Genomic DNA, 24,895 nt, shown 5'->3' on the forward strand with positions numbered 1-24,895 from the left:
TTTTGGTAGTGAACCCCCGCGGAGGCACCACACTCGCGCCCTGAGCTCACTCCGCCGCGGGCGAGATCATGGTCGGCGGCGGGCCGGGTGGTCCCTTGGCCGATGGTTCGGCGCGATGCTCGTTCGGGGGCAGCTCGTCGTCGGCGTGAGACACCACGAGCCGCTTGCCGAAGCGCCAGATCAGGGCGCCGAGGTCGTCCATCACCATGAACATCGCCGGTACGAACACCAGCGACAGCACGGTCGAGAAGATCAGGCCGCCGATCACGGCGAGCGCCATCGGCGAGCGGAATTCACCACCGGCGCCGAAGGCGAGCGCCGACGGCATCATGCCGGCGGCCATCGCGATCGTGGTCATCACGATCGGGCGGGCACGTTTCATGCCGGCGTCGATCATCGCCTCCTCGCGCGGCTTGCCGTCGCGGATCGCCTCCACCGCGAACTCCACCAGCATGATGGCGTTCTTGGTGACGATGCCCATCAGCATCAGGATGCCGATCCAAACCGGCGTGGTGAGCTGCTTGCCGGTCAACAGCAGTGCTGCGATCGCGCCGCCGATCGACAGCGGCAGCGAGAACAGGATGGTGATCGGCTGCAGGAAGGTGCCGAACAGCAGCACCAGCACCGCATAGACCATCATCAGGCCGGCGGTGATCGCGGTGGCAAAGCCGTCGGACAGTTCGGCGAGGCTTTCGGCGTCGCCGGACGGGCTGACCTTGACGCCCTTGGGCAAGCTCTTCATGACAGGCAGGTCGTAGATCAGCTTGGTGGCGTCGCCGAGCGCGGCATTGCCGACGAGATCGGCGGCGACGGTCGCTTGCCGCTCGCGGTCGTAGCGGTTGATGCTGGTCGGGCCCTGGTCGAGCTGGATGTCGGCGACCACAGACAGCGGCACGCCGCCGCGCTCACCACGCTGGCCGAGCGGCACGCGCAACTGCTGCAGCATCTGCAAATCGCTGCGCGCATTGTCCTCGAGCTGGACGCGGATCGGCACCTGGCGGTCGCCGGCGTCGAATTTGGCCAGCGCGGGGCCGACGTCGCCGATGGTGGCGACGCGGATGGTCTGCGACAGGCTCTCGGTCGAGACGCCGAGCCTTGCTGCAAGCTCGGCGCGCGGACGGATGCGCAGCTCGGGCCGGTCGAGCGAGGTCTCCGAGATCACGTTGGCGATGATCGGGATCCGCTTCATCTGCGTCGCCAGCTCGCTGGCAACGTTGTTGACGATGTTGCTGTCGATGCCGGTGACAACGAGCGAAATCGCGCGCAAGCCGTTCTCGTCGAGGAACCAGAACCTGATGTCAGGCACGTTCTCGAGCTCGTTGCCGATCGCAAGCTCGAGCTGGCGCTGAGTGATCTTGCGGTCGGTCTTCGGCGTGTAGTTGATGATCAGCGCCGCGCGGCGCACCTCCAGCGTGCCCGGCGGCACGCGGCCGCCGTCGACGAAGATGCTGCGCACCTCGGGCCGCTTGCGCAGGCGCGCCACGATCTCCTCGGTGACCTTCTCGGTATAGGCCAGCTGCGAGCCCGGCGGCAGCTCCATCGCCAGCAGCGAGCGGGCGGTGTCCTGCGCCGGCAGGAAGCCCTGCGGCAGCAGCGTGATGCTCCAGATCGACGCGGCGAACACGCCGAATCCAACCAGCACCGTGATGAAGTGGTGTTTCACCGACCATGTGACGAGGCTGTGATAGGCGCGCAGGATGCGGCCGGGCGCCGGGTCGTCATGCTCATGGTGCTTGAGGAAATAGGCGGCCAGCATCGGCGTGACGAAGCGCGCGGCGAGCAGCGAGAAGAACACCTGCACCGAGACGGTGATGCCGAACTGCTTGAAGAACTGCCCGGCGATCCCGGACATGAAGCTCGCCGGCGCGAAGATCGCGATGATCGTCAGCGAGATCGCGATCACGGCAAGGCCGATCTCGTCGGCGGCTTCGAGCGCCGCGCGGTACGGCGTCTTGCCCATCCGCATGTGGCGGACGATGTTCTCGATCTCGACGATGGCGTCGTCGACCAGGATGCCGGTCGACAACGTGATGGCGAGGAAGGAGACCAGATTGAGCGAGAAGCCGAGCAGGTCCATCGCCCAGAACGCCGGGAAGATCGACAGCGGCAGCGAGACCGCGGCGATCAGCGTGGCTCTGATGTCGCGCAGGAACAGCAGCACGATGATGACGGCGAGGATCGCGCCCTCGAACAGGGTCGAGATCGCGGCCTCGTAATTGCCCTTGGTGAATTCGACCGAGGTGTCGATCAGCTTGAGATCGACGTCGGGATAGGCGGCCTTCAGCGCCTCGATGCGCTTCTGCACCGCGGCCGCGACCACCACGTCGCTGGCGCCCTTGGAGCGCTTGATGCCGAGCGCCACCACCGGCTCGCCGTTGAAGCGGGCGAAGGTGCGGCGGTCGGCGATGGTGTCGGTGACGGTGCCGAGATCGTCGAGCCGCACCTCGCCGCCGCCGAACAATGGAATCATGGTGCCGGCAAGCTCGTTCAGCGTCTTGGCGCCGGCCAGCGTCCGGATCGCCTGGTCGTTCTTGCCGATCTCGGCGCGGCCGCCGGCGAGGTCGACATTGCTGCCGCGCAGGATCTGGCTGACATTGACCGCGGTGAGCCCCACCGCCTGCAGCTTGTCGGGATCGAGCGAGACCAGAATCTCGCGCTCGACACCGCCGATACGCTCGACTTGCGCCACGCCGCGTACGCCCTGCAGCGCGCGCTTGACCACGTCGTCGACAAAATAAGACAGCTGCTCCGGTGTCTTGCCGGGCGAGATCGCCGCATAGGTGACGATCGGCAGGCCGATCACGTCGACGCGCTGGATCAACGGTTCGGTGACGTTCTGCGGCAGGTTGGCGCGCACCCGCGTCACCGCGTCCTTGACGTCGTTCAGCGCGCGGTCGGTGTTGGTCTCCAGCGCGAACTGGATCGTGGTGACCGACAGGCCGTCGGTGATCGAGGACGAGATGTGGCGGACGCCCTCGACGCCGGAGACGCCGTCTTCGATGGTCTTGGTGACCTGCGATTCAAGTTCCGAGGGTGCTGCGCCGAATTGCGAGACCGCGACCGAGATCACCGGAATGTCGGCGCTCGGCAGCCGCGTCACCGCGAGCTTGGTGAAGGAGACCCAGCCCAGCACCAGCAGGATGATCGAGAACACGATCGAGGGAAGCGGGTTCCGGATCGACCATGCCGAAATGTTCAAAGCCATGAGCGTGCCCGGATTATCGTGAACGAGTGCGATCGAGTTCGTCGGCGAACACGGTCTTGATCTGGTCGCCGTCATGCAGCGAGGTGCCAGCATCGGCCACGACGGTTTCGCCGACGTCGAGGCCTTCAAGGATTTCGGTCGAGGTGTCGGACGTCAGCCCGACGCGAACCCTGCGCGTCTCGACCGTGTTGCCCTTCACCACCTGCAGCGTGAGGCGGTCGATCGCAGTGCGCGGCACGGCAACGCCGCAGGAGCGCTTGGCGTCGATATTGGCGCGCGCGAACATGCCGACTTTGAGCGTCGGATTGTTGTTCAGGGAGATGCGGACGTGCCCGAGCTGGGTGGTGCGATCGATCTGCGGGGTGATCTGGCGTACCTTGCCGACCATGTCGGGCGCGTCGTCGCGGCTGATCCGCACATTGGCGCCCGGATTGAGCTTCAGGAGCTGGAAACCCGGCACTTCGGCGTCGAGCTCGATCTCGTTGTTGATGGAGATGCGGAACATCGGGCCGGCCTGCGGCGAAGCCGGCGCGCCGGCCGCGGTGCGCACCTCGGTGACGAGGCCGGGGGCCGGGGCGCGCAGCGAGATCGGCCGGGCATTGGCTTGAGCAGCCTGCTGCGGCGGCGCGGTCAGCCGCGCCAGTTCCTGGTTCTCGGTGACGGTGTCGCCTTCGCGGACGAGGACGTCGGTGACCTTGGAGCCTTCCTGGTCGACATTCACCTGCGCCTCGCGGCGCGGCACGATGAAGCCGGTGACGCGGACCATGTCGGAGAAGCAGGCATTGGTCGATTTCGTCACCACGACCAGCGCCTGGCCCGGCGTCTCCTTCTCCTCCGGATGCGAGCGATGCTCGAACGCGTAATAGGCGACGCCGAGCCCGACGAAGACGACTGTTCCGAGCGCAGGTTTGAGGTACTGGGAGACATTCATCGCCGGATCAATCCAGAACTTGGCGCGCCATGCGCGCTCCTCGAAACATCATTCTGCTCGCCGCATTGTGCTTGAGCATGTGGACACCGGCTGCCCATTGTCGGGGATCATGCTCTGACATCATGTGAAGCAGGTCACGTAAGGGCTGCCTTGGGATTCCTTGGGGGCTCACCCCAAAAGCAAATGCGTCCCGCCGGGGTGCGGGACGCATTCTAACCTTAAAAACACAGCACGCTACGCCCATCACCTGGAGATCACTCGGGTATCACTCTGGTACTATTTGGACGCGGTGGCCTTGTTTTCCATGTTCACGACCTGCACGCGGCGGTTCACGTCCGCCATCGGCTGGTTCGGATCCTTCAGCTTGCTCTTGCCATAGCCGACGGTGACGAGGTCGGAACCGGTGATGCCGAATTTGTCGACGAGGTAGCGCTTGATCGCATCGGCGCGGCGCTCGGAGAGGCCCTGATTGTATTCCTCGCCGCCGGCGGCGTCGGTATGGCCGGCGACCACGAAGGTCGAGCCCTTAAGGTTGGGATTGGTCAAGGCGCGGCCGAGCGCCTGCACCGAGGGCAGCGATTTCGCGCTGACGTCGGCGGAGTTGTAGTCGAAATTGATCTCGAGATCGATCTTCGGCTTGTCCTGGACGATGGTCGCGATCTCCTCGCGTTCGGCCGATGATAGCGAGCGCGTGGCGCGGCCGCGGACGGTCTGCACAAACTTGGCCTGGTCGGCGTTCAGCGCGGGCGAGGCCTGCGGGCCGGCCGACAGGCCGCGGGTCAGCGGCTTCTTGTCGGGCGTCAGCGCCTTGACGATCTGGTCTTCGGTGATGTCGTCGCCGGCGCGGGCGGCCACAATCCCAAACGACAGCGCGGCGCCGATGGCGGTGATCGTAAGAATGGCGGTCAGATTTCTGGACGGCTTGAACATATCGGTCCCTCCTGCGCACGTCCCGCGCGGTTCCAAATGACTACTGAAATCGAGTGCCGGCGCCGGGCACCGGCACGCACCCTCTAGTTTGGTCTCAAAATTCCGTCCGCGGTTCGAGGAATGCCGCGGGCGGGCGTCAAATACACGTCATTGTACCCCGTATTCGCTGAATTCCTTCACGATATTCGGGTCCATCGCCTTGGCATTGGCGATGTCGAGATCGCCTTCCGCGATCGAGCCGTTACGCTTCTTGGCGAGGCCCCGTCCGTACAGCGAGGAGGTCAATCGCGGGTTGATCTTCAGCGCGGCGTCGAAATCGGCGATGGCGTTCTTGTTCTGCCCGCTCTTCAGGTTCATCAGCCCGCGGCTGTCGAGCGCGTCGACGAAATTCGGGCGCAGCCGCAGCGCCTCGTTGCAATCCCTGAGTGCCGCTTGCAGGTCGCCGGTCACGGTGCGAACCCAGCAGCGGTTGTTGTAGGCCTCGACGTCCTTAGGGTTCACCCGCAGCGAATTGGTAAAATCCTTGACCGCGAGGTCATAGGCGCCCTTGCTGGCATAGACTTGGCCGCGACGGTACAATGCTGCTCCATCGTCCGGATCTTTGTCCAGCTTCTCGTTCAAACCCTTGATGGTCGGATCGTCGGCGAGCGCGAGCGCGGACGGGCTGGGCGGGGTCGTTGGTGCAGGCTGGACGATGGTCGGCGCCGGAGGCGGCGGTGGCGGCAGGGTGATCTCGGCCGGCTTGGGTGGAGCAGGCGGTGGTGGCGTTGGGGCGGTCGCGGTCTTGACGGGTGGTGCCGGCGGTGGCGGTGGTGGTGCGGGTGGCGTCACGGCCACTTCGGCCGGGGGCGGTGCAGGCAGCGCGTTCGATGGCCGCGGTGCGCCGCCGGGGCTGAAGGAGAAATCCTCGGCCAGCGACGACGAAATCCACGGCACCTGCTCCTGGCGTGAGGCGCGGGTGACGCCGACCCGGGTGCGGTTCAGGATCTCCTCGGCCATCAAATCGGGGGTGCGGATCTCCTTCAGGAGCTCCCGCACGAACAGGCTGTGGTCGCTGCCATTGTCCGAGATCACCGACGACAGCGCGGCCGAGTACATCACCAGCGTGCCGTTCGGCGCGATCACAGGCGCCAGGCCCGCCGAGAAGCTGCGGAACCGGCGCTCGAACGGATTGCGCCTGGAGGCGTCGACCAGCGCGATCTTCACCCCGGCGCCGCGGCTGTTGATGTCGCCGAGCACGGTCTCGAGGCTGAAGCCGTCACGGCGCACGTCGGGCTCGGCCCAGATCTGCGCATCGACCGGGATCATGTAGCTCTGGCGGTTCGACTGGATGCCATAACCCGAGAAGAAGATCAGCGCGACCGAGCCCGGCTTGATCTTGCCATAGAGCTTGTCGAAGGCACGGCGCATGCCGTCACCGGTCAGGTTCTCGCCGACATCGACGATGAAGCCATCGCGCTTGAGTTCGTCGGCGACGTCGCGCGCATCGTTGATCGGCTCCTTCAGCGGCGCGTCGGCGTCGGGATATTTGGCGTTGCCGATGACCAGCGCGAACCGCTCACCGGCTGCAAGCGACGGAGCGGACGACGCGATCGAAAAAATCAGGGTAGCAAGCAACGCAAGGCGAATTTTCATGATCGCGGCAATCCAGATCGCGGCATTCCAAAGGAAATGGCGCCGATTCCAGCCTGCGCCTCGGCGACCTTACTCTAGCGAAATTCCATTATCAAACCACGGCCAGACCTCGTCAATCGCTTGCGGCGCCGGCGTTAATTGTGGTCATCGATCGTGAGCCTCCAGGGAAAGCTTTGGGAGAGCCTTCGAGGGGGCGTACGCGGTCATGACTGGATCGCCATCCGGGCATGGTGCAAGTTCCGGCAAGCCGCTAATGTGACCCCACTCACAGAGGCTGCGGCCGCGCCGTCATGCGCCCGTCATTGTCGCGCGTGGTTTGACCTTTGCGCGCGGCGATGGCTTGGTGGGCGGGGCGGGCCACGCCATCCACAACAAGCGATGCAAACAAGAGCGAAACCGATGGGAAACGCCTACGAAATCTATGCCCTGCGCTATGCGACGATGTCGCCGCGCACGCCTCATTTGAACTTCCTGGTGCCCGATCCGCACGACACCGCCGCGCAGGATCTCGATTACTTCGTCTGGCTGATCCGCGGCCACGGCCGCGACATCCTGGTCGACACCGGCTTCAACGCCGAGGAGGCCAAGGCGCGCGCCCGCAAGCTGACGCTCAATCCGGTGGACGCGCTGGCCGCCTTCGGCGTCAGCGCCGATGCGATCCGCGACGTCATCGTCACCCATCTGCACTATGACCACGCCGGCAATCTCGACCGCTTCCCGAACGCCCGATTCCATCTGCAGGAACGCGAGATGAGCTACGCGACCGGCCGCTGCATGTGCAACGGCATGCTGCGCCATCCGTTCTCGGTCGAGCACGTCACGCAGATGGTGCGTCACGTCTATGGCGAGCGCGTCACCTTCCACTCCGGTGACGGCGAGATCGCACCCGGCGTCACCGTGCATCGCGTCGGCGGCCATTCCGACGGCCTGCAGGTGGTGCGGGCCGGGACCGCGCGCGGCCCCGTCGTGCTGGCATCCGACGCCGCGCATTACTATGCGAACCTGCACAGACGCAGCCCGTTCCCGATCGTCTACAATGTCGGCGACATGGCGAGCGGTTGGGAAACCGTCGAGCGGCTCGCCGGCCATCCGGACCGCTTCATCCCCGGCCACGATCCAATCGTGAGCGAGATCTACCCGCGCGCCAGCGACAAGGTCGACGCGTTTGCGCTGCATCTGGCGCCATCGCGGTCGTTCGCGAAGTAGCGTCGCGGGGAGGTGAGCGCGCGGCGCGGGCTCCCTCTCCCCCTTGCGGGAGCCCTACTCAAGAGGGCGGAACGAGAAGCAAGACTCGGACAAATCATGTCGCGAGAACGCAAAATTGCGCCCCACATCACGCTGTCATCGCACACTTGTCCGGGCGACCCAGTACGCCGCGGCCCATCGGCTCAAGCACAACTGTCTCTGGAATACTGGATCACCCGCATGCGCATACGCGGTTGACGACACCGTGAATGGGCTTTCGCTTCGCTCGCAATGACGGGGACTTAATACGCATCCTTCGCGTCGGCCTCTTCGCTGGTCTGCACCAGCTCAAGGCTCTTCTCGACCTTGCCGAGCAGGCGGCCGAGATCGCGGCGCTCCTGGGCGGACAGGCAGGAGAGGATCTCCTGCTCCTTGCGCAACAGGCGCGGGATCAACTCCTCATAGAGCATCTCGCCCTTCTTCGTCAGCTGCAGGCGGAATTCGCGGCGGTCATCCTCGTTCTCGACGCGCTCGACCACCTCGCGTTCCATCAGCGCGGAGACGGCGCGGCTGATGGTCGATTTATGCGTGCGGGTGCAGTGCGCGATGTATTGCGCGCTGCAGGCGCCGTTGCGGAAGCCCAATGTCGCGAGCACGCGCCACTCCGGAATGTCGAGGCCGTAGCGCGCTTCATATTCGCTCGACAGCGCCGAACTGACCTCGGCGGCGAGCCGGTTCAGCCGGAACGGCACGAAGTGGAAGAGATCGAGCCGCTTTTTTCTCGACCCGACCTCGTCGCGCAGATCGGCCTCGTCGGCAGGGCGCGACCGGGGCGGAGGTTGGCTTGCAGAGGTCCTGGCCAATAATTCCTCCAATTTGAGTTGACGGCGAGCCCGGCTGGGAGTTTAAGATAGTTGCAAGTGAGACTAATTTAGCAAGATCGCGCTCCGGTCGCAAGCTTGTCATACAAGATCAAAGCCTAATGCCGGCGGCTAAAAGGAAACATCCAGGGTCGCGCAATGGCACAAGCCAAATCGCCACAGGCCAAAACCCAGTTCGGCTATCGCCGTCATCCGGATCAGGATCGGACGGGCGTCAATCTGGCGGAACACCCGATCGTCGTGGTCGGCGCTGGTCCGGTGGGCCTGTCACTGGCGATCGATCTGGCGCAGCGCGGCCAGCGTGTGGTGCTGCTCGACGATGCCGACCGGATCGGCGAAGGCTCGCGCGCGATCTGCTTCTCGAAGCGCTCGCTGGAGTTCTGGGATCGCCTCGGCGTCGGCGATCGTATGGTCGACAAGGGCGTGGTGTGGAGCGTCGGCAGGATTTTCCACGGCGACCAGCAGCTCTATCAGTTCAACCTGCTGCCGGAGGAAGGCCACAAGCGGCCGGCCTTCATCAATCTTCAGCAGTTTTACGCCGAGGCCTATCTGGTCGATCGCGTCGAGCAACTGCCTGAGATCAACCTGCGCTGGCGCAACAAGGTGATCGCGGCTGAAACCCGCAACGATTGCGTGGCGCTGACGATCGCGACGCCTGACGGCGCCTACCAGGTGCATGCGAGCTTCGTCATCGCCTGCGACGGCGCCCGCTCGTCGCTGCGGCAGATGGTCGGTGCGGATTTCGCCGGCCAGGTATTCGAGGACCAGTTCCTGATCGCCGACGTCAAGATGACCGCGGCGTTTCCGACCGAGCGTTGGTTCTGGTTCGATCCGCCGTTCCACGCCGGCCGATCGGCGCTGCTGCACCGGCAGCCGGACGACATCTGGCGGATCGATTTGCAGCTCAATCCGGATGCCGATCCCTCGGTGGAGAAGCAGCCCGAGAATGTGCGGCCGCGGATCGAACGCATGCTCGGGCATGACAAGTTCGAGTTCGAGTGGATCTCGCTCTACAAGTTCCAGTGCCGGCGGATGGCAAAGTTCATCCATGGAAGGGTGATCTTCGCCGGCGATTCCGCGCATCAGGTGTCGCCATTCGGCGCGCGCGGCGCCAATTCGGGGCTCGAGGATGCCGAGAACCTGGCTTGGAAGCTCGACCGCATCCTGCGCGGGCTGTCGCCGGCAGGATTGCTGGAAAGCTATCATGTCGAGCGCAGCGCGGCGGCGGACGAGAACATCCGCGAATCGACGCGCTCGACCGATTTCATGGCGCCGGTGACGCGTCAGGAGGCGCGGCTGCGCCAGGCGGTGCTGTCGCTCGCGAAGGATACCGAGTTCGGCAAGCGCATGGTCAATGGCGGCCGGCTGTCGGTGCCTTCGGTCTATGACACGCCGCTCTCGACGGACGATCGCGACATTTGGCGTGGCGGCCCGCGGCCGGGTGCCTCGATGCTGGATGCGCCGGTGGCGGAGCGCGATGGCAGTTCCATTTATCTGACCGAGGCCTTCATCAAGCAGGGAGCGCGCTTCACGCTGCTGGAGTTTGGCAATGGCGCCGCGGCGGACGTGCCCGAGGGCGTGGGGGCGATCCGTATCGGCGGCGTGGATGGTCTGGTCGATGCACAGGGCCTTGCCGGCAAGCGTTACGACGCCGAGCCGGGCACGGCCTATCTGCTGCGGCCGGACGGCTACGTCGCGGCGCGCTTCCGCAAGGCGCAACGGCCGGCGCTGGATGCGGCGCTGTCGCGCGCATCCGGGCTGAATTGAGGTGTTGCCGATGGCGCTATCGACCAGTTCGAATTTCGCAAAGCCTGATGACGCCTTCCGCGCCATCGTCGAGGCGCATCGCGGCCTCACCGAGGCGCAGAGCGCCGATCTCGACGCCGCGCTGGTTCTGGTGTTCGCCAATCATATCGGCGACATCGACGTGCTCGGGGAAGCAATCGTGCTGGCAAAGCGGCGGATGCTCGACGCGAGCCAGCAGCAACAACAACAGCAACAATAACGAACAGGATTGAACTGATGGCCAAAGGTTTTGCTTCGACCACCGATATGGCGGAAAAGAAGATCACCTTCTCCGAAATCGGAACCGACCTCTATGCCTTCACCGCAGAGGGCGATCCGAACACCGCCGTGATCGTCGGCGAGGACGGCTGCCTGGTGTTTGATGCGCAGGCGACGCCTGCGATGGCCAACAAGGTGATCGAGCGGGTGCGCAAGGTCACCGACAAGCCGATCAAATATGTCGTGCTGTCGCATTATCATGCGGTGCGCGTGCTCGGCGCCTCAGCCTATCACGCGCAGGGCATCGTCGCCTCGCAGGAAACCTATCGCCTGATCGAGGAGCGCGGCCAGCAGGACTGGGATTCCGAATATGGCCGCTTCCCGCGCCTGTTCCAGGACGCCCAAAGCATTCCCGGCCTGACCTGGCCGACGCTGGCCTTCGAAGGCGAGATGTCGATCTATCTCGGCAAGCGCGAGGTGCGGCTGATGCAGCTTGGCGCCGGCCACACCTCGGGCGACATCGTCGCCTGGGTGCCGGATGCCGAAGTGATGTTCTCGGGTGACCTCATCGAATACCACTCGGCCTGCTATTGCGGCGACGCGCATTTGCGCGAATGGCCGATGACGCTGAACGAGATCCGTGACTTCAATCCGAAGGCGATCGCGCCGGGCCGCGGCGATGCGCTGACCGGCCTCGCCACCACGCGCGATGCGATCGCGATGACCCGCGATTTCGTCACCTCGCTTTATGGCGCAGCCGAGACGTCGGTCGCCAAGGGCCGCAGCTTAAAGGAATCAATGGCCGCGACGCGCGAGGTGATGGATCCGAAATTTTCCAGCTTCGCGATCTACGAGCACTGCCTGCCGTTCAACGTCTCGCGCGCCTATGACGAGGCGTCCGGGATCGACGACCCCGTGATCTGGACCGACAAGCGCGACCAGGAGATGTGGGCCGCATTGCAAGGAGGAGGATGACCATGAATATCAACACCTCGCCTGATCAACTCGTTCGCAGCACCGGGCAGCTGACGCCGGGCTACATGTCCGGCTTCGGCAACAGCTTTGAGACCGAGGCGCTATCAGGCGCGCTGCCGATGGGCCGCAACTCGCCGCAGCGCTGCGCCTACGGGCTCTATGCCGAGCAGCTTTCAGGCTCGCCGTTCACCGCGCCGCGCGGCACCAATGAGCGGTCCTGGCTGTATCGTATCCGCCCGTCGGTGCGGCACTCCGGCCGCTTCGCCAAGGCCGATGCCGGGCTGTGGCGCACCGCACCGTGCCATGAATACGATATGCCGATCGCGCAACTGCGCTGGGACCCCGCGCCGATCCCGAAGGAGGATATGACCTTCCTGCAGGGCGTGCAGACCATGACCACGGCAGGTGATGCAAACACGCAAGCGGGCATGGCGGCGCATATCTATCTCATCACCAAGTCGATGGTCGACCAGCATTTCTACAATGCTGACGGCGAGATGATGTTCGTGCTGCAGCAGGGCAATCTGCGCTTCGTCACCGAGTTCGGCCGGATCGATGCCGAGCCCGGCGAGATCGTGGTGATCCCGCGCGGCGTCAAATTCCGCGTCGAGATTCCGGCCGGACCGGCACGCGGCTATCTCTGCGAAAATTATGGCGGCGCGTTCACGCTGCCGGAGCGCGGCCCGATCGGCGCCAATTGCCTGGCCAATTCGCGCGACTTCCTGACGCCGGTAGCTGCTTACGAGGACAAGGACACGCCGACCGAGCTCTACGTCAAATGGGGCGGCTCGCTGTTCAAGACCACGCTGCCGCATTCGCCGATCGACGTGGTGGCCTGGCACGGCAATTACGCGCCGTACAAATACGATCTACGCACCTTCTCGCCGGTCGGCGCGATCGCCTTCGACCATCCGGATCCGTCGATCTTCACGGTGCTGACCTCGCCGTCGGAGACCGCTGGTACCGCGAATATCGATTTCGTGATCTTCCCGGAGCGCTGGTTGGTCGCCGACAACACCTTCCGTCCGCCGTGGTATCACATGAACATCATGTCGGAGTTCATGGGCCTGATCTACGGCGTCTACGACGCCAAGCCGAAGGGTTTTGTGCCGGGCGGCATCAGCTTGCACAATTGCATGCTGCCGCATGGCCCCGACCGCGATGCCTTCGAGCATGCCAGCAATAGCGAACTGAAGCCGGTGAAGCTGACCGGCACGATGGCCTTCATGTTCGAGACCCGCTACCCGCAGCGGGTGACCGAGCATGCCGCGACATCATCGACGCTGCAGGATGATTATTCGGATTGCTGGAAGGGATTGGAAAAGAAGTTCGATCCGAGCAAGCCGTAGGGCTTACCCTCCCCTGGAGGGGGAGGGTCGACGCGAATGAAATGAGCGGCGGGGCGGGGTGACGGTCTCTCCTTTGAGGCGGTGCTCGAGCGGAGAGATCACCCCACCCCGGTTCGCATTTCGCTTCGCTCAATGCGAACCGACCCTCCCCCTCCAGGGGAGGGTGAAAAACATCAGCCGTTGCACCTGATTGCAGACCGGGAAATCCTATGCCCCACCCCAACGATCCGAAACTCCGCTCCTTCATCGACGTCGCGCCGACCTCCGACTTCCCGATCCAGAACCTCCCCTACGGCGTGTTCTCGTCCAAGGACGGTCTGCCTCCGCGCGTCGGGGTCGCGATCGGCGACTATGTGCTCGACCTCTGGGAGCTTGAGCAGGACTCGCGGCTCGATGTCGGGCCGCTCGGCGTGTTCTCACAGCCGTCGCTCAATCCGTTCATGGCGCTTGGGCCGAAGGTATGGTCGGCGACGCGGGCGCGGATCAGCGAGCTGCTGCGCTCCGATCATCCGGAGCTGCGCGACAACAGCGAATTGCGGGCGCAGGCACTGGTGCCGATGGCTGACGTGAAGCTGCACATGCCGTTCGCGGTCGCCGGCTACACCGATTTCTATTCGTCGAAGGAGCACGCCACCAATGTCGGTGTCATGTTCCGCGGCAAGGACAATGCGCTGCAGCCGAACTGGCTGCACATGCCGATCGGCTATAACGGCCGTGCTTCGACTGTCGTGGTAAGTGGCACGAAGGTACGACGGCCGCGCGGACAGTTGAAGCCACCGACCGCTGATGTGCCGAGCTTCGGCCCGTGCAAGCGGCTCGATTTCGAGTTGGAGATGGGTGTGGTGGTCGGACAGGCATCAGCGATGGGCGAGATGCTGACCGAGGCGCAAGCCGAGCAGATGATCTTCGGCTTCGTCATCCTCAATGACTGGAGCGCGCGCGATATCCAGCAATGGGAATATGTGCCGCTCGGGCCGTTCCAGGCCAAGGCGTTCGGAACCTCGATCAGTCCGTGGGTGGTGACGCGCGAGGCGCTGGAGCCGTTCCGAATGCACGGCCCAGCGCAAGAGCCGGAGCCGTTGGCCTATCTGACGCAGATAGGTGCGAACAATTACGATCTCGCGCTCGACGTTGCCTTGCGTGGCGGTGCGATGAACGAGGCGAAGACGATCTCCAGCACCAGTTTCAAATACATGTACTGGTCGTCGGTGCAGCAGCTCGTGCACCATGCGTCCAGCGGGTGCGCTATGAATGTCGGGGATCTCCTGGGCAGCGGCACGATCTCAGGCCCTGAGAAGCAGCAGCGCGGCAGCCTGCTGGAAATCAGCTGGAACGGCACCGAGCCGGTCGAGCTCGCTGATGGCGTCAAGCGCACCTTCCTCGAAGACGGCGATTCCCTGGTGATGCGCGGCTGGTGCCAGGGCGACGGCTATCGCGTCGGGTTCGGTGAAGTCGAGGGGACGATTGTCGCGGCGGAGTGATTTTTCTCAGCCGTCATTGCGAGGAGCGAAGCGACGAAGCAATCCACTTTATCCCAACGCCGAAAGATGGATTGCTTCGCTGCGCTCGCAATGACGAAGTCGAGGCCTCACCGCTCTTCCGGCCGCACATCCCTCAGCCGCGCCGAGTGCGCCGCGCAGTCCTCAATACTGTACTTCAGATGCACCCGCTTGTCCGACGGCGGCTGCTTCACGGCGCACACGCCGGGCCGCCACTCCTTGGCGGGCCGGATCGGCCGTGGCGCAAAACCGCCGCCGCAGTTCGGGCAGACATTGCCGAGCTTGGTCTCGGCGCAATCCGCGCAGAACGTGCACTCATACGAGCAGATTCGCGCCTCCACAGCGCTTGGCGGCAGATCCTTGTCGCAATATTCGCAGTTCGGTCGCAGCTGCAATGCCATGGTCGTCGCTCGTGCCGGATGTTGGAGGAATGATCGCAAATCACCTTGCGGAAGCGAAGGGCGTATTTCCCTCGATTTGCGCCACCCTAACCCTGCAAGACCTTCAGCGGCAGCTTCGAACTTTCCTTCAGCCGGTCGAGCACGATCGACGAGCGCACATGCGCGACGCTCTGGTGCGGCATCAACACGTTGTTGATGATGTCGGACAGGCTCTTCAGGTCGCGCAGCATCACCTTGAGGAGGTAATCGGCATCGCCGGTCAGCGCATAGGCCTCCTGGATGTCGTCGACGCGGTTGACCAGCTCGCGGAACCGTTTCGCATTGTCGGGCGAATGGGTCGCCAGCGTGATGTGGATGAAGGCGATCAGGCCGAAGCCGAGCGCCTCGCCGGCGAGATCGGCGTGGTAGCCGGAGATCACCTTGTCCTCTTCGAGCCGCATCCGGCGGCGCGAGCATTGCGAGGCCGACAGGCCGACGAGGTCGGCCAGTTGCTGATTGGTCAGCCGGCCGTCGTCCTGCAGCGCGGCCAGCATCTTGAGGTCGAAGGTGTCGACGTCGATCATGCGTTAAATGCCAGTTCTATGCACAAATCGTGCGCTATTGTAGCGAATGTCGAGCCATTTTGCACGCACGTTGCGCAGCAAACGGCGGAAACTCGTCTCCAGCCAAATCAGGGAGAGTTCGCCATGGGTCCGTTTCCGCACGATGCGCCGCCGGCCGAGATCACGACCGACAACCCGATGGGCACCGACGGGTTCGAGTTCGTCGAATATGCCCACCCCAATCCGGGCGAGCTGCACGCTTTGTTCAAGCTGATGGGCTTTGTCCCGGTCGCCCGCCACAAGACCAAGGCGATCACGGTCTACCGCCAGGGCGACATCAATTATCTCGTCAACGAGGCGCCCGGCACCCACGGCTTCGACTTCGTTGCCGCGCATGGCCCGTGCGCGCCGTCGATGGCGTTCCGCGTGGTCGACGCCAGGCAGGCCTACGAGCGCGCGATCTCGCTCGGTGCCGAGCCGGCCGATGTTTCTTCGGAGCGGAAGACGCTCGATGTCCCCGCGATCAAGGGTATCGGCGGCAGCCTGCTGTATTTCGTCGATCGCTACGGCGCCAAGGGCTCGGCCTACGACGCCGAGTACGAATGGCTCGGTGCCGCGAACCCACGGCCCGCGGGCTCCGGCCTCTATTACGTCGATCACCTCACCCACAACGTCCATCGCGGCCGCATGGACGTCTGGACCGGCTTCTATTCAAAACTGTTCAACTTCCGCCAGATCCGCTTCTTCGACATCGAGGGCCGCGCGTCGGGCCTGTTCTCCCGCGCGCTGACCAGCCCGGACGGCAAGATCCGGATTCCGATCAACGAGGATGCCGGCGATGCCGGGCAGATCGAGGAATATCTCAACATCTATCGCGGCGAGGGTATCCAGCACATCGCCTGCGGCGCACGCGACGTCTATTCGACGGTCGAGACGCTGCGCGCGGCCGGCTTGCCGTTCATGCCGGCGCCGCCCATTACCTATTTCGAGAAAATCGATGCGCGGTTGCCCAAGCACGGCGAGGACGTCGCGCGGCTGCAGCGGGACGGCATCCTGATCGACGGCGAGGGTGTGGTCGAGGGCGGCCAGACCAAGGTTCTGCTGCAGATCTTTTCGGCCAATGCGATCGGGCCGATCTTCTTCGAGTTCATACAGCGCAAGGGCGACGACGGGTTCGGCGAAGGCAACTTCAAGGCGCTGTTCGAATCGATCGAGGAAGACCAGATCCGCCGCGGTGTGCTGAAGGTCGATGATGCGGCGTAGAGCATGATCCGGAAAAGTGTGTAGCGGTTTTCCGAAAAGATCATGCTCAAATAAAAAATAGAGCGGGTGGAGTTACGCCCCCACCGCCAGTTCGGTGTGGACCAGCTTGACCCAATAGGCCGCGCCGAGCGCGAGGATGTCGTCGTTGAAATCGTAGCCGGGCGTATGGACGTTGTGGAATGAGCCGTCGGCGGCCACACCGTTGCCGATGATGATGAAGCCGCCCGGCTTTGCTTCCAGCATGAAGGAGAAATCCTCCGAGCCGGTCACTGCCGGAACATTGCCGTCCACCTGCGCGGCGCCGACCAGCTCGGACGCGGCGGCGACTGAGATGTCGGTCTGCTCGGCATGAGTGATGAGGGGCGGATAGCGGCGATTGTAGATCGCCTCGGCGGTGCAGCCGAACGCCGCGGCTTGGGCATGCGCCAGCGCCGTCAGGCGTGTTTCCATGAGGTCCCGGATGCGCGGCTTGTAGGAGCGCGCGGTGCCGGTGATCGTGACCTTCGAGGGAATAATGTTGGGCGAGCCGGGATCGCCGCCCATGATCGAGCCGACGCTGACGACGGCGGTCTCGATCGCCGGCACGTTGCGGCTGACGATGGTCTGAACGGCCATGATGAACTGCGCGGTCGGCAGCGTCGCGTCGGTTGCCAGATGCGCGCCGGCGCCGCCATGGCCGCCGGTGCCGAGGAAGCTCACTTCCCAGCTGTCGCTCGCTGCAAGGAATGGCCCGGTGCGGGTGCCGAAATGACCGACCGGGACGCCGGGGAAATTGTGCATGCCGTAGACGGCATCGACCGGGAATTTCTCGAACAGACCTTCCTCGACCATCTTCTTGCCGCCACCGAGACCTTCCTCCGCCGGCTGGAAGATGAAGTTCACCGTGCCGCCGAAATCGGGATTCTCGGACAGATAGCGGGCGGCGCCGAGCAGCATGGCGGTGTGGCCGTCATGGCCGCAGGCGTGCATCTTGCCCGGCACGGTCGAGCCATAGTCGCGCCCCGGCACCTCCTGGATGTGCAGCGCGTCGAGGTCGGCACGCAGGCCAACGGCGCGCTGACCGGGCAGCCGGCCCTTCAAGGTGCCGACCACGCCGGTCTTGGCGATCCCCTCGGTCACATCGATGCCGAATGCTCGCAGCTTGTCTGCGACGAGGGCGGCGGTCCGGGTTTCCTCGAACCCGACTTCAGGGTTGCGATGGATCTGATGGCGGATGTCGATCATCTCCGCCTCATGCGCCCGAAGCGCGGTTACCAGGGAATGCTCGGTCATTGCGGGTTCTCCTGCTGCGGCCGTTAGCTGGACGCGCCGGCCAGCGCTGCCGCCGGCTTGGCTTCCTGAGGTTCGCTTCTTCGCATCTCCGGGACGCGGATCGCCAACGTCGCCAGCGCGCTGAGGACGCTCATGATGATCACGTACCACACCCATGACAGCTTATCGCCGGTGGCCGCGATGATCCAGGTGAACACGATTTGTGCGGTGCCACCGAAAATCGTCACGCCCAGCGCGTAAGCGATCGAAAGCCCGCTGGTCCGCACCGCGGATGGGAAGATCATCGGAATGAGGATGATGCCGGCCCCGGACGACATGGCATGGATCGCCATCAACGAGGCAGCCACAATCAGGAGAACCAGCGGCGAGCCGGATGAAATCACGAGATGCAATGCCGGGTAAAGCAGCAGCGTGACGATCAGGCGCGGGACTACGGCGATCACCTTCACACCATATTTGTCCGCAAGCGCGCCGCCGACCAGCGAGAAGACCATTCCGCTCACCGCGATCGCGAGACTCGCAGCCATCGACCAGCTCTGGTCGTAGTGCAGCGTGTTGATGGCGTAGGTGGCCGTATAGAGGAAGAAGTATTGCGTGATGGTCGCGCCTGATATCAGCAGGATGCAGAGCAGGATCTTCTGCCAATGGTTCGCCAGCACGTCGGACAGCACGCCGCCGATGCTGCCATGGGCTTCCTCGGCGTCCATTGTCTCGTCGAGGTTGCGGCGGATGTAGTAGCCGACTGGCGCGATCAGGATGCCGAGCAGGAACGGCACCCGCCAGCCCCAGCTGTCGGTGGCGCCGGGCGTGATCAGCAGCGCCAGCAACAGCCCGACCAAAGCCGAGATCACGCTTCCCATGTTCTGGCTGGCCAGCTGCCAGCTGCCGAAGAAGGCTTTGCGATGCGGCGGCGCGCTTTCCAGCAGATAGGTGGTCGCCGGCCCCATCTCGCCGCCGGCTGAAAATCCCTGCAGCAGTCGCGCGAACACCAGCAGAATGGGCGCCAGGACGCCGATCTGTTCATAGGTCGGCAACAATCCAATCATGCCGCTGCCAAGCGCCATCAGCCAGATGGTCAGGGTCATCGCGGGCCGCCGGCCGAAACGGTCGGCATAGGCGCCGATCAGAATGCCGCCGAGCGGCCGGACGACGAATCCGACGCCGAAGGTTGCCACCGCAAGCAGCAGGCTGGTGCTCGGATTGGCAGCAGGAAAGAACGCCTTGGCGAGCCAGGTGGCAAACGCCGCATAGACCGTGAAGTCGTAGAACTCGAGCGCATTGCCCAGGATCGCCGCGCCGACGCGCATGGTCTGCGAAGGTGGCGGCCGATCGTTTGGCATACGGTTCATTGGTATACTATTCACAAGGCGCCCCCGCGTCATTTGATCGACGACAACAAGCAAGAGATGCGCCGCAATGCAATGGCTTTCGCGCGCCGGCTTGGGGTGACCTGTGCTGCCGGGAGCCCGCCGATCTAGCCGGCAGGCGCTGTGGAATTCATCGTGCCTTCCATGCGCTCGTCACGTCGCCAATATCAGCCAGCTCCGGTTCGCGGATTGCGGATGGCGTGCGCGAGAACCGCGGCGCGGGCGCAGGCTGGGTCACGCCGTGGCGCTCGACGAACACCTTGCGCGCGGCCATGTGCGGATGCTTCGGCGCTTCCGCCATGGTCAGGATCGGCGCGAAGCAGATGTCGCTGCCTTCCATGATCTTGCACCAGTCCTCGCGGGTCTTGCTCTTGAAGACCTTGGTCAGCTTCTCCTTCAGCGCCGGCCACGCCTTGCGATCCAACTGCGCGTCGAAATCGGCATCGGCGAGATCAGCGTGCTTGCGGAGCAGCGCGTAGAATTGCGGCTCGATCGAGCCGATCGAGATGAAGTGACCGCAGGAGCATTCATAGACGCCGTAGAAATGCGCGCCGCCGTCGAGGAAATTCTGGTCGCGGCCTTCGCTCCAGCGGCCCTGCGCGCTCATGTCGAAGAACATCGACATCAGCGACGCCGCGCCGTCGCACATCGCGGTGTCGACCACCTGGCCCTTGCCGGACTTTTGGGCTTCCAGCAGTGCGGCGAGCACGCCAACCACGAGATAGAGCGCGCCGCCACCGAAATCGCCGACCAGATTGAGCGGCGGCACCGGCTTTTCCTTGGTGCCGATTGCGGCCAGCGCTCCTGTTATCGAGATGTAGTTGATGTCATGGCCGGCGGCGTTCGCCAGCGGACCTTCCTGACCCCAGCCGGTCATGCGGCCATAAACCAGCTTCGGATTGCGCGCGGAAACGACTTCCGGGCCGAGCCCGAGGCGTTCCATGACGCCGGGACGAAAGCCTTCGATCAGCGCGTCGGCATTGGCCAGCAGCTCAATCACCTCTGCGATCGCGGCCTTGTTCTTCAGATCAAGCTCGATGACCTTGCGGCCACGCGTCGCCACCGCTTTCAAATTCTTGCCGGCGCCGACGCGGTCGAGGGTCACGACCTCGGCGCCCATGTCGGCGAGCAGCATGCAGGCGAACGGACCGGGGCCGATGCCAGCGAATTCGACGATGCGGAAGCCGACGAGCGGACCGGAGGCGCGGACGGCGGCTTGGGGGGCTGGTTTATCGAGCACGTTGTTGGTCCATTCCTGGTGGGAGTAAAGCTGCTAAGGTCTTGCGGCTGTTGCGGTCCATGCGTTCTCCCGGGCCGTCCGCCTGACGGTATTTTTAATTAGCTGATTAGCTAAATTGTCTCGCCGAAAACACGATGTGGCAAGCGGCTTTTTGTCCGAATCCGTCCCCAAAAACGAACGGCGCGCATCGCTGCGCGCCGTTCCGAACTTGTGTTTAGGCGCTGTCAGCCGGCGGCGGTCACCGCCCGCTGTCCCATCACCTTGACGAGGTTCGCGCGGTAATCCGACGAGCCGTGGATGTCGGCGAGCAGGCCACTTGCCGAGATCGTGACACTGTCGAGTGCGCTGGCCGACCAGTTCGCCTTCAACGCCTGCTCGATTGCAGGCACCCGTATGACGCCGCTTTGCGATGCACCGGTTGCTGCGACACGAATGTCGCCCGCCTTCGTTTTGACGACGAACACGCCGGTCAGCGCGAAGCGCGAGGCCGGATGCCGCATCTTGGCATAGCCGGCCTTGACCGGAATCGGGAACGTAACCGCGGTGATAATCTCGCCATCCTCAAGCGCCGTCGTGAACAGGCCCTTGAAGAAGTCTTCTGCGGCGAGCGAGCGCTTGTTGGTCTTGATCGTTGCGCCGAGCGCCAGCACCGCCGCCGGATAGTCCGCCGCCGGATCGTTGTTGGCGAGCGAACCGCCGATCGTGCCGCGATAACGCACGGCGGGATCACCGATCATCGATGCCAGGTGAGCGAGCGCGGGGATCGCCTTCTGCACGGCGTCGCTTTGCGCGACGTCGTAATGCGTGGTCGCGCCCTTGATCGTCACGGTGTCGCCGGACACGTCAATGCCGACCATGTCCTTGATCTTGGCCACGTCGATCACGTCGGAAGGCGCGGCCAGACGCTGCTTCATCACTGGGAGCAGCGTCTGTCCGCCGGCAAGGAACTTGGCTTCCTTGCCCTTGCCGAACTGGGCCACGGCATCGTCGACCGAGGATGCGCGGTGATAATTTGTCTCGTACATCGTATCCTCCTCAACCGTGAATGGCGTGCCAGACGCGATCGGGCGTCGCCGGCATTTCGAGCTTGTTGTTGCCGATCGCGTCCGTGATCGCGTTGATCACGGCAGCAGAAGCGCCGATCGCGCCGGCCTCGCCGCAGCCTTTGACGCCGAGCGGGTTGCCCGGACACAGCGTCGTGGTGTGGGAGAGCTTGAACGACGGCAGGTCGTCGGCGCGCGGCATGGTGTAATCCATGAACGACGCGGTCACGAGCTGAGCGTTTTCGTCATAGACCGCGCCCTCCAGCAGCGCCTGGCCGATACCTTGCGCCAAGCCGCCATGCACCTGGCCTTCGACGATCATCGGGTTGATCAGCCGGCCAAAATCGTCGGCGGCCACGAAGTTGACGAAGGTGGTCTTGCCGGTGCCGGGATCGACCTCGAGCTCGCAGATATAGGCGCCGGCCGGGAACGTGAAGTTGGTCGGGTCGTAGAACGCGGTCTCCTTCAGGCCGGGCTCCATGCCGTCAGGCAGGTTGTGCGCGGTGTAGGCCGCGAGTGCGACCATCGGCAGTGCGATCGACTTGTCGGTGCCGGTGACCTTGAACTCGCCGTTCTCGATCACGATGTCGCTCTCGGAGGCTTCGAGCGCATGCGCCGCAATCTTCTTGGCTTTGGCTTCGACCTTCTCCATCGCCTTCACGATCGCGGTACCGCCGACCGCGAGCGAGCGCGAGCCGTAGGTGCCCATGCCGAACTGCACCTTGTCGGTGTCGCCATGGACGATCGAGACCTGGCTGATCGGCACGCCGAGACGCTCGGCGATGATCTGGCAGAACGTCGTCTCGTGGCCCTGGCCGTGGCTGTGCGAGCCGGTGAGCACCTCGATGGTACCGACCGGATTGACGCGGATCTCCGCTGACTCCCACAAACCGACGCCGGCCCCTAAGCTGCCGACCGCCTTCGACGGCGCGATGCCGCAGGCTTCGATGTAGCAGGAGAGACCGATGCCGCGCAGCTTGCCGTCGGCTTTCGCCTTGGCCTTGCGGGCGGGGAAGCCGGCATAGTCGATCGCCTTCATCGCTGAATCGATCGAGGCGTTAAAGTCGCCGACGTCATACGCCATGATCACGGGCGTCTGATACGGGAACTGGGTGATGAAGTTTCTCCTGCGCAGCTCGGCCGGATCGACCTTCAACTGCCGCGCCGCGGTCTCCATCATGCGTTCGATCAGATAGCTCGCCTCGGGACGGCCGGCGCCGCGATAGGCATCGACCGGCGTGGTGTTGGTGTAGACGCCCATTACCTCGGCGTAGATCGCCGGGATGATGTACTGGCCCGACAGCAGCGTCGCGTAGAGATAGGTCGGTACCGCCGAGGAGAACAGCGACATATAGGCGCCGAAATTGGCGTGGGTCTTCACCCGCAGGCCAAGGATCTTGTTGTCCTTGTCGAACGCCATCTCCGCCTTCGAGACGTGGTCGCGGCCATGCGCGTCGGTGAGGAAGGCCTCGGAGCGGTCGCCGGTCCATTTCACCGGGCGGTCGACCTTCTTCGACGCCCACAGCGCCACCATCTCTTCCGGGTAAACGTAGATCTTGGAGCCGAAGCCGCCGCCGACGTCGGGCGCGATGACCCGAAGCTTGTTCTCCGGCGCGATGTTGTAGAACGCGGACAACACCAGGCGGGCGACGTGCGGGTTCTGCGACGTCGTGTAGAGCGTGTAGTGCTCTTCGGCCGCCTCGTAATGTGCGATCGCCGCGCGCGGCTCCATCGCATTCGGCACCAGGCGGTTATTGGTGAGCTCGAGCGTCACCACATTGGCGGCCTTGCTGAACGCATCCTTGACCGCGGCTTCGTCGCCGATGTGCCAGTCATACACGACGTTGCCGGGGGCTTCGGGATGCAGTTGCGCCGCGCCGGGCTTGATCGCCGCCTTGATGTCCGGCACCGCGGGAAGCTCTTCGTAAGTGACGACGACGGCCTCGGCGGCGTCCTTGGCCAAATTCTTGGTCTCGGCAATCACGACCGCGACCGCCTGTCCGACGAAGCGCACGGTCTCCGGCGCCATCGCCGGCCATGCGCCCATTTTCATCGGCGAACCATCCTTCGAGCTGATGGCCCAGCCGCAGATCAGATTTCCGACCTTGTCGTCGACGATCTGCTGTCCGGTCAGCACCGCGATCACACCGGGCATCTTCATCGCCTCGGTTGAATCGATACCCTTGACCTTGGCATGCGCATGCGGGCTGCGGACGAAATGAGCATAGGTCATGCCCAGCATTTTGATGTCGTCGACGTATCGCCCTTTGCCCGTAATGAAGCGGCGATCTTCCTTGCGCACGACGCTTGCGCCAATGCCTTCAACGCCCATGTCTATTCCTCCCAACGGAGATTTTGGTTTACCGCTGTTTCCATCGAAACCGGCGGTGATGAATCTGATGACGTCTCGCTTGTACGCGTCCGCTATTCGGCGGCTTGCGCAACCTTCATGCGGCCGGCCGCATCGAGCACCGACTTGACGATGTTGTGGTAGCCCGTGCAGCGGCAGATGTTGCCTTCGAGCTCGTGGCGGACGGTTTCCTCGTCGAGGTTGCCACCATGGCGATGCACGATATCGACCGCGGACATGATCATGCCGGGGGTGCAGTAACCGCACTGGAGGCCGTGATTGTCGCGGAACGCCGCCTGCATCGGATGCAGCTCGTCGCCCTTGGCGAGGCCCTCGATCGTGGTGACGTTGGAGCCTGCGGCCTGTCCGGCCAGCATGGTGCAGGATTTGACCGCCCGTCCATCGACATGGACGACGCAGGCGCCGCATTGGCTGGTATCGCAGCCGACATGGGTGCCGGTCAGGTTCAGGTTTTCGCGCAAGAGATGCACGAGGAGGGTCCGGTCCTCAACGTCGACCGAGACCGCCCTGCCGTTTACCGTCAGTTTGACTGTAGACACGCGTTCCTCCCAAAGGTCTCATTATCGGCCCAGTAGAGCACGCTTCATTTGGGACGTAACCGCGATCAAAGTCGTAGTTGCGGCCTTATCATGAAGGTGCCGGGCCTATGTTCCGATCCTAGCAGGCAGTTGCCGGATCGGCAATTTGCAAGCGCGAACGGATCGCCCAAAGCGAACCTGATGGGAGTGCGTTCGCGACATCGGCGATCGTCAAATCGGCGACCGCGATGCAACGCAATCCGTCGCCGCAGCCGCTACTACCT

20 protein-coding genes are annotated in these 24,895 nt (G+C 64.0%); 7 read left to right on the forward strand and 13 right to left on the reverse strand.

The genetic code is table 11. The features are described 5' to 3' along the window. Positions 1–46: 46 nt before the first annotated feature. The 4 genes from UP09_RS24100 to UP09_RS24115 all read right to left on the reverse strand — a co-directional run bounded on the left by UP09_RS24100 (position 47) and on the right by UP09_RS24115 (position 6,701). Complete coding sequence (locus tag UP09_RS24100; protein WP_044540794.1) at positions 47–3,205, reverse strand: efflux RND transporter permease subunit; 3,159 nt, start codon at positions 3,203–3,205, stop codon at positions 47–49. A gap of 13 nt (positions 3,206–3,218) precedes the next feature. After that, positions 3,219–4,136, reverse strand: a complete 918-nt coding sequence (locus UP09_RS24105) for an efflux RND transporter periplasmic adaptor subunit (protein WP_044540795.1) — start codon at positions 4,134–4,136, stop codon at positions 3,219–3,221. 276 nt (positions 4,137–4,412) lie between these two features. Next, positions 4,413–5,066, reverse strand: a complete 654-nt coding sequence (locus tag UP09_RS24110) for an OmpA family protein (RefSeq protein ID WP_044540796.1) — start codon at positions 5,064–5,066, stop codon at positions 4,413–4,415. A gap of 147 nt (positions 5,067–5,213) precedes the next feature. Beyond that, positions 5,214–6,701, reverse strand: a complete 1,488-nt coding sequence (locus tag UP09_RS24115) for a caspase family protein (protein WP_044540797.1) — start codon at positions 6,699–6,701, stop codon at positions 5,214–5,216. Between the two features lie 399 nt (positions 6,702–7,100). Here UP09_RS24115 and UP09_RS24120 point away from each other — a divergent pair, with 399 nt between their 5' ends. After that, positions 7,101–7,907: an N-acyl homoserine lactonase family protein gene (locus UP09_RS24120; RefSeq protein WP_044540798.1), complete on the forward strand. Its 807-nt coding sequence runs from the start codon at positions 7,101–7,103 to the stop codon at positions 7,905–7,907. A gap of 281 nt (positions 7,908–8,188) precedes the next feature. Here the strand turns inward: UP09_RS24120 and UP09_RS24125 are convergent, their stop codons facing one another. Next, positions 8,189–8,689, reverse strand: a complete 501-nt coding sequence (locus UP09_RS24125; RefSeq protein WP_156164774.1) for a MarR family winged helix-turn-helix transcriptional regulator — start codon at positions 8,687–8,689, stop codon at positions 8,189–8,191. Between the two features lie 216 nt (positions 8,690–8,905). Here UP09_RS24125 and UP09_RS24130 point away from each other — a divergent pair, with 216 nt between their 5' ends. The 5 genes from UP09_RS24130 to fahA all read left to right on the forward strand — a co-directional run bounded on the left by UP09_RS24130 (position 8,906) and on the right by fahA (position 14,576). Next, the gene (locus UP09_RS24130; RefSeq protein ID WP_044540800.1) at positions 8,906–10,534 is read left to right on the forward strand and encodes an FAD-dependent oxidoreductase; all 1,629 of its coding nucleotides are present in this window, start codon (positions 8,906–8,908) and stop codon (positions 10,532–10,534) included. A 10-nt stretch (positions 10,535–10,544) separates the two neighbouring features. Further along, a complete protein-coding gene (locus UP09_RS24135) occupies positions 10,545–10,772 on the forward strand; it encodes a DUF2783 domain-containing protein (RefSeq protein ID WP_044541175.1) in 228 nt (75 codons plus the stop codon). A gap of 17 nt (positions 10,773–10,789) precedes the next feature. Then, positions 10,790–11,746, forward strand: a complete 957-nt coding sequence (locus tag UP09_RS24140; protein WP_044540801.1) for an MBL fold metallo-hydrolase — start codon at positions 10,790–10,792, stop codon at positions 11,744–11,746. A 2-nt stretch (positions 11,747–11,748) separates the two neighbouring features. Beyond that, positions 11,749–13,095: a homogentisate 1,2-dioxygenase gene (gene hmgA, locus UP09_RS24145; RefSeq protein WP_044541176.1), complete on the forward strand. Its 1,347-nt coding sequence runs from the start codon at positions 11,749–11,751 to the stop codon at positions 13,093–13,095. 209 nt (positions 13,096–13,304) lie between these two features. Next, positions 13,305–14,576, forward strand: coding sequence for a fumarylacetoacetase (gene fahA, locus UP09_RS24150; RefSeq protein WP_044540802.1), 1,272 nt, complete (start codon positions 13,305–13,307; stop codon positions 14,574–14,576). A gap of 107 nt (positions 14,577–14,683) precedes the next feature. On the opposite strand, the gene UP09_RS24155 is transcribed toward fahA, so the two are convergent. Then, positions 14,684–14,995 (reverse strand): DUF1272 domain-containing protein, encoded by a 312-nt coding sequence (locus tag UP09_RS24155; RefSeq protein ID WP_044540803.1) that lies wholly within the window; start codon positions 14,993–14,995, stop codon positions 14,684–14,686. 86 nt (positions 14,996–15,081) lie between these two features. Continuing rightward, positions 15,082–15,558, reverse strand: a complete 477-nt coding sequence (locus UP09_RS24160; RefSeq protein WP_044540804.1) for an Lrp/AsnC family transcriptional regulator — start codon at positions 15,556–15,558, stop codon at positions 15,082–15,084. 123 nt (positions 15,559–15,681) lie between these two features. Here UP09_RS24160 and hppD point away from each other — a divergent pair, with 123 nt between their 5' ends. Then, the gene (hppD, locus tag UP09_RS24165) at positions 15,682–16,800 is read left to right on the forward strand and encodes a 4-hydroxyphenylpyruvate dioxygenase (protein WP_044540805.1); all 1,119 of its coding nucleotides are present in this window, start codon (positions 15,682–15,684) and stop codon (positions 16,798–16,800) included. Between the two features lie 72 nt (positions 16,801–16,872). Here hppD and UP09_RS24170 read toward each other — a convergent pair whose 3' ends face one another. The 6 genes from UP09_RS24170 to UP09_RS24195 form a co-directional block, all read right to left on the reverse strand. After that, a complete protein-coding gene (locus UP09_RS24170) occupies positions 16,873–18,072 on the reverse strand; it encodes a M20 aminoacylase family protein (protein WP_044540806.1) in 1,200 nt (399 codons plus the stop codon). Between the two features lie 23 nt (positions 18,073–18,095). Beyond that, positions 18,096–19,421 carry an MFS transporter gene (locus UP09_RS24175; protein ID WP_197082730.1) on the reverse strand — a complete coding sequence of 442 codons (1,326 nt, stop codon included), beginning with the start codon at positions 19,419–19,421 and terminating at the stop codon, positions 18,096–18,098. Positions 19,422–19,569: 148 nt separating this feature from the next. Beyond that, positions 19,570–20,679, reverse strand: a complete 1,110-nt coding sequence (locus tag UP09_RS24180; RefSeq protein WP_044540807.1) for a CaiB/BaiF CoA transferase family protein — start codon at positions 20,677–20,679, stop codon at positions 19,570–19,572. A gap of 224 nt (positions 20,680–20,903) precedes the next feature. Further along, positions 20,904–21,704: an FAD binding domain-containing protein gene (locus tag UP09_RS24185; RefSeq protein WP_044540808.1), complete on the reverse strand. Its 801-nt coding sequence runs from the start codon at positions 21,702–21,704 to the stop codon at positions 20,904–20,906. Between the two features lie 10 nt (positions 21,705–21,714). Then, positions 21,715–24,054, reverse strand: a complete 2,340-nt coding sequence (locus tag UP09_RS24190) for a xanthine dehydrogenase family protein molybdopterin-binding subunit (RefSeq protein ID WP_044540809.1) — start codon at positions 24,052–24,054, stop codon at positions 21,715–21,717. 92 nt (positions 24,055–24,146) lie between these two features. Beyond that, positions 24,147–24,632, reverse strand: a complete 486-nt coding sequence (locus tag UP09_RS24195; protein WP_044540810.1) for a (2Fe-2S)-binding protein — start codon at positions 24,630–24,632, stop codon at positions 24,147–24,149. Positions 24,633–24,895 lie beyond the last annotated feature (263 nt).

It is taken from the genome of Bradyrhizobium sp. LTSP885 (assembly GCF_000938305.1).
In the GTDB taxonomy this organism is placed as follows: domain Bacteria; phylum Pseudomonadota; class Alphaproteobacteria; order Rhizobiales; family Xanthobacteraceae; genus Bradyrhizobium.